12 protein-coding genes are annotated in these 7,909 nt (G+C 66.4%); all 12 read left to right on the forward strand.

Annotation, left to right across the window (positions count from 1 at the left end; genetic code table 11):
* A partial coding sequence (locus AC1HIY_RS01695) for a hypothetical protein (RefSeq protein ID WP_479574967.1) occupies positions 1-510 on the forward strand: 510 nt, incomplete at its 5' end.
* Positions 507-827: a copper-binding protein gene (locus AC1HIY_RS01700; RefSeq protein WP_479574968.1), complete on the forward strand. Its 321-nt coding sequence runs from the start codon at positions 507-509 to the stop codon at positions 825-827. The genes AC1HIY_RS01695 and AC1HIY_RS01700, both read left to right, overlap by 4 nt.
* A gap of 43 nt (positions 828-870) precedes the next feature.
* On the forward strand, positions 871-1,980 hold the full coding sequence (locus AC1HIY_RS01705) for a dihydrolipoyl dehydrogenase family protein (protein WP_479574969.1): 1,110 nt from the start codon (positions 871-873) through the stop codon (positions 1,978-1,980).
* 8 nt (positions 1,981-1,988) lie between these two features.
* Complete coding sequence (locus AC1HIY_RS01710) at positions 1,989-2,258, forward strand: hypothetical protein (RefSeq protein ID WP_479574970.1); 270 nt, start codon at positions 1,989-1,991, stop codon at positions 2,256-2,258.
* Between the two features lie 32 nt (positions 2,259-2,290).
* Positions 2,291-2,989, forward strand: a complete 699-nt coding sequence (gene merB, locus AC1HIY_RS01715) for an organomercurial lyase (protein WP_479574971.1) — start codon at positions 2,291-2,293, stop codon at positions 2,987-2,989.
* 301 nt (positions 2,990-3,290) lie between these two features.
* On the forward strand, positions 3,291-3,557 hold the full coding sequence (locus AC1HIY_RS01720; protein ID WP_479574972.1) for a thioredoxin family protein: 267 nt from the start codon (positions 3,291-3,293) through the stop codon (positions 3,555-3,557).
* Positions 3,558-3,659: 102 nt separating this feature from the next.
* Positions 3,660-4,055: a heavy-metal-associated domain-containing protein gene (locus AC1HIY_RS01725; RefSeq protein WP_479574973.1), complete on the forward strand. Its 396-nt coding sequence runs from the start codon at positions 3,660-3,662 to the stop codon at positions 4,053-4,055.
* A 17-nt stretch (positions 4,056-4,072) separates the two neighbouring features.
* Positions 4,073-4,981, forward strand: a complete 909-nt coding sequence (locus AC1HIY_RS01730) for a transporter (RefSeq protein ID WP_479574974.1) — start codon at positions 4,073-4,075, stop codon at positions 4,979-4,981.
* A gap of 11 nt (positions 4,982-4,992) precedes the next feature.
* Entirely contained in the window at positions 4,993-5,967 is a 975-nt protein-coding gene (locus AC1HIY_RS01735; protein ID WP_479574975.1) for a 6-bladed beta-propeller, read from the forward strand.
* Between the two features lie 17 nt (positions 5,968-5,984).
* Entirely contained in the window at positions 5,985-6,410 is a 426-nt protein-coding gene (locus tag AC1HIY_RS01740) for a MerR family transcriptional regulator (RefSeq protein WP_479574976.1), read from the forward strand.
* A gap of 176 nt (positions 6,411-6,586) precedes the next feature.
* Positions 6,587-7,051, forward strand: a complete 465-nt coding sequence (locus tag AC1HIY_RS01745; protein ID WP_479574977.1) for a hypothetical protein — start codon at positions 6,587-6,589, stop codon at positions 7,049-7,051.
* Positions 7,052-7,400: 349 nt separating this feature from the next.
* On the forward strand, positions 7,401-7,909 hold a 509-nt coding region (locus tag AC1HIY_RS01750; RefSeq protein WP_479574978.1), incomplete at its 3' end, for a TolC family protein.

The following is a 7,909-nucleotide window of genomic DNA, read 5'->3' on the forward strand; positions in this document are numbered from 1 at the left end:
GTGGGGATCGTGTTTTCGGAGCGGGGCTATCGGGTGCTCGGCGGGGTGAGCTTCGCGTGCTTTCTGCTGGTCTACCTGCTCGTGCTCCCGGCGTCGTACACCGGCGCGCGCATCGGATTGATCTCGCTGGCGTATCTGACGCCCCGGCTGGCGGCCTTCGCGATGGTGTTCGCCGCGCTCCTCGCCCTCGTCGTGCCCATGACGGTGTTTGTGATGCGCGAGGGCCGGAAAGCCCGCAAGGCGACGACGGCGGGGAGCCTGGCCGTCAGCCTGCTGACGCCGCTCCTGTGCTGTTCGCCTCTCCTCCCGGCGGTGATGAGCGTGGCGGCTGCGGCGCTCCCGTTCGTCACCACGAGCGCCGGTCTACGCGTGCAAAAGTTCATCGTCACCTACGAGACCGAACTCTACCTCGGCGCGGCGCTCCTGCTGGCGCTGGCCGTCTATCAGAACGCCCGCGCCGTGGTCTCCTGTCCCCGATGCCAAAGCTCGTCCCCCGACCGTTCCTCATGAGAAACCTTCTGCTCCCCGGCCTCCTCGTGTTCGCGCTCGCCGCATGCAACCGCACCCCGGAGGCGCAGACGCCGCCCGCGCCGCAAACGTATACCTCCGTCGGCGTGCTTCAGACGTTTCTGCCCGACGGCGTGCACGTTCGTGTGAACCACGAAGCCATACCCGGCCTGATGGATGCCATGACGATGTCCTTCGCCGTGGCCGACACGACCCTCTTGCGCGGCCTTTCCGAGGGCGACTCCATCCGTTTCACCCTGACCGTGGTGGGGGATGATATCGAGATCACCGGCCTGGAAAGGATCGGATCTTCGGAGTGAGGCGAAAGCGGGACGCACCGTTCACATATACGAGGAAGGTTCAATGCAGACCATTCGTGCGGCATATGCCGTCATAGGCGGCGGGATGGCCGGACTGCCCATCGCGAACAAACTCGCCTTCAAGGGACATGCGACCGTTCTCTTCGAAAAGGAAGCGCTCGGCGGCACGTGCCTGAACCGGGGATGCATCCCGACGAAGACGATGGTGCATTCGGCCAGGGTGGCGCACACCGTCCGGACGGCGCATCGTTTCGGCGTCAACGCCGGCGCGCCGGAAGTCGACCTCGCGGCCATCGTCGCCCGGAAGAACGAGATCGTGGAGGGGATACGGGGCGGCGCTTATCGGCAGGTGGAGAAAAACAAAAACCTGACGCTCATCCCGGAACGGGCCGTTTTCGAAGGCGCCCATCGCCTTCGGGCGGGGGATACGGTGGTGGAAGCCGAGCGCATCGTCATCAACACCGGCGCGCGCCCGACGATCCCCCCCATCGAGGGCTTGCGCGAGGTCCCTTTTTTTACGAACCGAACGCTGCTCGACGTCACCGAGCTTCCCGCTTCCCTGATGATCATCGGAGGCGGGTACGTCGGTGTGGAGTTCGCGCAGGTCTTTTCCCGTTTCGGGGCGAAGGTGACGGTTTTTCAGCGCGCGGATCGCCTCGTGCCGAGAGAAGATCCGGAGATCAGCGAGGTGCTTCACCGGGTTTTCCGGAAAGAGGGCATCGAGGTTCTTCTCGGCGCCGAGGTCCGCCGCGCGGAACGGACGCCGGAGGGTGTTCGCCTGCTCGCGTCGGGCGCGGATGGGGAGCAATGGCATGACGGCGCGAGCCTCCTCGTGGCCGCCGGGCGCACGCCGAACACGGACGGACTGGGGCTCGACGTCGCCGGCGTCGAGACCGACGCACGTGGTTTCATCCCGGTTGATGCCGCCTTTCGGACGAACCGGCCGCACGTCTGGGCCATCGGCGACGTCACCGGCCCGCCGATGTTCACCCACAGCGCCCGGGACGACGCCGACCGCCTGTATCGCTGCCTGGTGAAGGGGGAGGCGGCGACGACGGAGGGACGCCACGTGCCGCACGCTATTTTCACGGACCCGGAGATCGCCGGCGTCGGGCTGACGGAGTCGGAGGCCCGTGCACGCGGTTCAGCCTGAAGACCGGCGTGTATCCGTTCTCACGCGTGGCGCGGGCGCGCATCCTGGGGGAGACGGACGGGTTCGTCAAGATTGTGGCGGACGCCGAGACGGATCGGATCCTCGGCGCGCAAATCGTCGGGCCGCATGCGGGTGAATTGATTCATGAACTGGTGGCGGCCGTCGATGCGGGCATCCCTTTTCATCAGATCTCGCGGAGCCTCCACATTCACCCGACGCTGTCCGAGGGCGTCAATGCGGCGGCGGGCGGGGTGCATCGTCCGGCCGGGGAGGGGTGATCATGGGGCGGCCTTTTTCCGAAAGTTCGAGCGTGCCCGATCTCAGGAGATGGTTGTCCCGCACGTTGCGCGAGACGATGGGGCCCGAGGCGGATGCGCCCGACACCGCAGCGGCGGCGGTGCACGCGGCGCGGCTGCTCGTCGGCGGCGCGCCGGTCGCGCTCGGACGGCTCGGGACGTCGCTCGGGTGGCCCTCGGAGCGAGTCGCGGCGGCGGTGTGGGGGCTGCGCGAGGTGCGGCAGCTGGAGACGGACGAGGCGGGTCGGATCGTGGGGGCGGCCGGGCTGTCGCTTCGGCCCACGGCGCATCGCTTCGAGGCGGCGGGGCGGAGGTTGCACACGTGGTGCGCCCTCGACGCGCTCTTCTTCCCCGCACTCCTCGGCACGCCTGCGCGCGTGACCTCCGCGTGCCCCGTCACCGGCGCGCCCGTCCGCCTCACGGTGACGCCGGATGCGGGCGTGGCGGACCTCGCGCCGCCCGGCGTCGTCGTCTCGGTCCCGATACCGGACGCTCGAGCCGCCGAACCCGCGTGCGGCCCCGCTGATGCCTGCGGGACCACCGGGCTTTTCGGTCCCGGCGGCGCTTTCTGCGGGAACGCGCACTTCTTCGCGTCCGAACGAGCGGCGCAACTCTGGCTCCGCGACCACCCGCGCGCCGTCACGCTCCCGGCGGCGGATGCCTGGGTGCTCGCCGTCGAGGTGTGGGCCGAGCCGCTGCTCCGCCACGTGTAGCGCGCGTATGCGTTTGCGCGCTTGAACGGTTGCCCCGCCGCGCAAGCTACAGCTTGCGGCTACCGTTCATTATCAAAACACGAAGCCTCGGCCTTGCGGAGTGTTTTCCGGGGCAATGATGCGCGACTGCTTTCAGGCCCAGGTATCCCGAAGTTCGCCCCTCTGTTGAACTTTTTCGTGAAGTTTTTTGGAAGGCCAGAACCTTGTAGTTTGATACAGTGCGTACAGCCTCTCGAAACGTCTCCCGATCCCCGGGGGGGTGGACGCGGTGTTTCAAGGAAACAAACAGCGAGGTGAGGTCATGGCAACGAAACGCAAAGTGGAAGTCTTCACGGCGGGATGCCCCGTTTGTGGCGAAACGGTCGCGATGGTCGAGCGGATAGCGTGCCCGTCGTGCGAGGTCGAGGTGCTGGATCTGAACGAGGCCGGTGTGGCGGAGCGTGCGGCGGCCTATGGGGTGCGGTCGGTTCCGGCGGTGGTCGTCGACGGCGAGTTGGCGGCGTGCTGCGCCGGGCGGGGCGTCTCGGAGGAGACGCTTCGGGCCGCCGGCGTCGGACAGCCGCTGTGAACTTCGGCTCCGGCTCGCGGGAGGGACCTTGTCCTTCTCACGGGCCGGGCCTTCGTTTTTGTTTGAAAGAGAAGCATACGAACCAATCCACGGTGAGCAGACATGAAACGCACATTCCAGAGCCTCGCGGGACCGATGCGCCCGGTATGGGGCAAAGCGCTCGGGCTCTTTGCACTCCTGACCTTTTTCACCATGGCGGCCCTCGCGCCGGAAGCGCGGGCGCAGGATGACAAGCGTCTCGAAACCCCCGATGTGATCATCGAGGTCGGCGGGCTGGCCTGCCCCTTCTGCGCCTATGGCATCGAAAAACGCCTCAAGAAACTCGACGAGGTCGCCGATCTGTCGGTATTGCTGGAGGAAGGGGTGGTCGAGTTGAAGGTGAAAGAGGGCGCAAAAATCTCCGAGGAGAAGATCCGGAAGGCCGTCTCAGATGCGGGGTTTGAGGCAAAGAGCGTCGTTTTTGTAGATGAGAACGTAAAAACATCGGAAGGCAAATGAGAGCGGGAGAGAAGGCGATGGCATTTGGAAAAGCGCGTGTGTGGATGCGCCTTGCGGCCTTCGCGCTCACGATGGCGGCGGTAGTTCCGGCGCGCGCGCAGATCACCACGAACACGGCGCTTCCGGTGGGCAAAGGCGAGGCGATCATCCGGCTTCAGACGAAGGTCCTGCGATCCACGGGCGATCCCATGCCGACGGATCGGGATCTGCGCGTGGCGGCGTTCCCGCTGGTCGGCGTCTACGGCGCGACCGGGCGGCTGGCGCTCTTCGGCGTCTTCCCCATCCTCGACAAAAACATGGAGGTGACGATGCCGTCGGGGCGCATCACGCGGAACACGACCGGCGTGGGGGATGCGCGACTGTTTGCGCGGTACACGCTTTTCCAGCATAACCGCCGGGGGCTCACGGTGCGGCTCGCGCCTTTTGCCGGGATCGAGTTGCCCACCGGCACGAACGACGACCGCGACGCTGCCGGGCCATTGCCGCGACCGCTTCAGCTCGGCTCCGGCTCGTGGGATCCCTTCGTGGGCGTCGTCCTGACGCGGCAGAGCTTTGCCTGGCAGATCGACGTCTCGGCGTCGTACAAGCTGAACACCGAGGCAGACGGGTTCCGCTTCGGCGACGAAGCGCGTCTCGACGTTGCCGCGAAAGTGCGGGTGCTTCCGAGGCGGCTCGGGCCCGGGCTGCCCCGCTTCCTGTACGTTGCGCTGGAGAGCAACCTGATCGGGCAGGGCAAGAATGAACTCGGCGGCGCGCCCGACGCGAACTCGGGCGGCGTGACGTGGTACCTCGCGCCGGGCCTGCAGTACGCCACCCGCCGGGTCATCCTCGGCGCGGCGGTGCAGATCCCCGTGGTGCAGGACCTCAACGGCGGCGCCCTCGAAAACGACGCCATCCTCACCCTCAGTATGCGTTTCAGTCTTTGAAGGAGACCGACATGACGAGCTTTATTTTGAAAAGCAACACGGCGGCCCGGATGGCCGGACTGCTGGCCCTCGTCGTCCTGGCGGCGGGTTGCCGACCGGAGGCGGAGGGACCGCCCGCCTATCGCTTCGTGAAAGCGTGGGGGGAGCGCGGCGATGCGCCGGGCGCGTTCCGCGAGCCGCTCGGCATCTTCATCTCCGGCGATGAGGTCTTCGTGAGCGACGCCGGAAACGACCGCATCCAGGTCTTCGATCGCGACGGGCGGTTCCTCCGGCAGTTCGGAGCCCCGGGCGAGGGGCCGGGCGAGTTGGGGCGGCCCATGCACCTCGGCATGAAGGGCGACACGTTGCTCGTCCCCGAATACCTCAACGACCGGATACAGTTTTTTTCCCGCGAGGGCGTTCCACTCGGCTCCTTCGGTACGTCGGGCGACGGGCCGGGCGCGTTTGACGCTCCCACGAGCGCCGCCGTCGATGCCCGGGGACGGGTTTACGTGGCCGACTTCTACAATCAGCGCATTCAGGTGATCGACCTCGGGCGCGGCATGGTCCGGCAGTACGGGACCACCGGGCAGGACGGCCCTGCGCCCGGGCAGTTCACCTATCCGACCGAGGTGGCGCACTTCGCCGACGGTGGTTTCGTCGTGGCCGATGCCTATAATCACCGCGTGCAAACCTTCGGCCCCGACGGCGCGTTTCGGTGGATGGTCCCGGACGACATCAACTGGGCGGACACCACGAAGGGACATTTCAACGTGGCGACTTCGGTGGCGGTAGGGCCGCGCGAGGACGTGTATGTGGCCGACTTTTACAACCACCGTCTGCAGGTGCTCTCGAAGGACGGTGCGTGGCTGGCGATCATCGGCGGGCCGGGTTCGGAGGAGGGACGCTTCGAACGCCCGACCGACATGGCCTTCGACGAAGACGGCAACCTGTACGTCGTCGATTTCGGGAACGATCGCATTCAGAAATTCGCCCCGGAACGATGAAAAAGCAGGAAATCATTATGAAAAGCATGACGCGGTCAGTGGTGGCCGCCCGGGCGGGGGTCCATGCCGAGACGGTCCGGTATTATGAAAAGCGCGGTCTGTTGCCGAAGCCCTCGCGCACGGCGTCGGGCTACCGAATTTATACCGAGAACGATGTGGCGCGCATCCGCTTCATCAAGCGTGCGCAGGAGTTGGGCTTCACGCTGGAGGAAATCCGGGAGTTGCTCTCGCTCCGCGTCGATCCCGGCACGGATCGTCGGGAGGTGCGCCGGCACGCCGCCGCCAAACTCGCCGACCTCGAACGTAAGATCCGAGACCTCGAACGAATGCGGCAGGCGTTGGCCACGCTCGTGACCGCCTGCGACGGATGCGGCCCCACGAGCGATTGCCCGATCCTCGACGCCCTGCAGTCCGACGACGTCCTGCCCGTCCTTTCTCTGTGAATTTCGGCCCGTCTCGTCTCCGGCGCATGCCCGGGGCCCCTTTGTCTTTCTCGCGCGCGCGAGGATTTTTTGAAGACGGTTTTTTCGGGAAACAAAATGGGGGCGGGGGCGATAGACGGGGTCCAGAAACCGTCGGGGGCGTCGATACCTCCGATGAACGGATCCCCTTTGAGTCCATGTCCCTCAACCTTCTACAGATCAGAAAACGAAGCGCCCCGATCGTGTGGGTGCTCACCGGTATGTTTCTGCTCTTTCCGGTGGGGCAGCACGCGCTGGCGGGCATCGTGCTCTGTTTCGAGGGGGACGGACGGGTGGAAGTCGAGACCGCGCACCTCAACGATTGCGGCTCCGGCTTCTGGTCGACGGTGACGGAGATCCACGAGGAACGCAAGGTCTTGCCGGCGGGCACGACGCCCGCAGAGATCTGTGAGGACTGCGTGGACGTGCCGCTCTTTGTGAGTTTCTCCGACGCACAGGCCTTCTTCCCCGTCAAGGCGACGGCCTCTCCTCTGGCGAAACTGCCGGTGGTCGCTTCGCTTCCCGCGCCGTTCCGGTTTTCTGCTTCGGTGGAAGCAACGAACTACGCGCGCTCTTCCTCTGCTTCGCTCTTCTCTCTCAGCACCGTTGTTCTGCTGATCTGATCCACTCCGGATCGTTCCGGGCGCGCGTGTCTTGCGCGTCCGGTTTCTCTCTGACGTGACGGCCCGGGCCGTGGTGCATCCGTGCGCCGCCGCCGCGCCTCTGCGCTGCGCTCGCCGTCTTTCTGTCTTTCCAAGCTTGTTCCGGAGTGATTTCATGAGATTTCTTTACCTGGCATTGGCCGGGGCGGGGATGGTGGCCGTGCTATCCGGCTGCGCGACGACGTATGACGCAGCCTGGCCGCCACCCCGGCCGCTCGGCGAAGCCGTTCCAGCCTACCAACCCCCGCAATCCCCGGTAAGGGCCGATTCCCTTGCCGCGCTCGTTCCTTCCCCGGAAGGTGACCTCTCGTTGCGTGAAGCGCTCGCGCTGGCTCTTTTGCACAATCCTGACCTCCGGGCCTTCGCGTGGGAGGTGCGCGCCCGTGAGGCCCGCACGTTGCAGGCCGGGTTGCCGCCTAACCCGGAGATCGGAACCGACCTCGAAAACTTTGCCGGAGGCGGTCCCGTGAGCGACTTCGACGCCGCCGAGGTGACGGTGGGATTGAGCCAGCTCATCGAACTCGGCGGCGACCGGCGCAGGCGTCGGGACGTGGCGGCTCTCGAACGCGATCTTGCCGGCTGGGACTACGAGACGGTTCGCCTCGACGTGCTCACCGAGACGGCGCAGGCCTTCACGGACCTGCTCGCGGCGCAGGAGCGGATGCTGCTGGCCGACAGTCTGCTGGGGCAAGCGGAGCGGTTCTACGAGAGCGTGGCCGCGCGCGTGGAGGCCGGCAAGGTGTCGGCGCTCGAAGAGCGGCGGGCGCAGGTCGTCCGCTCGACGGCGGCCATACAGCGCGAGCGCGCCGCGCGCGAGCT

The organism is Rhodocaloribacter sp., from assembly GCF_056451265.1.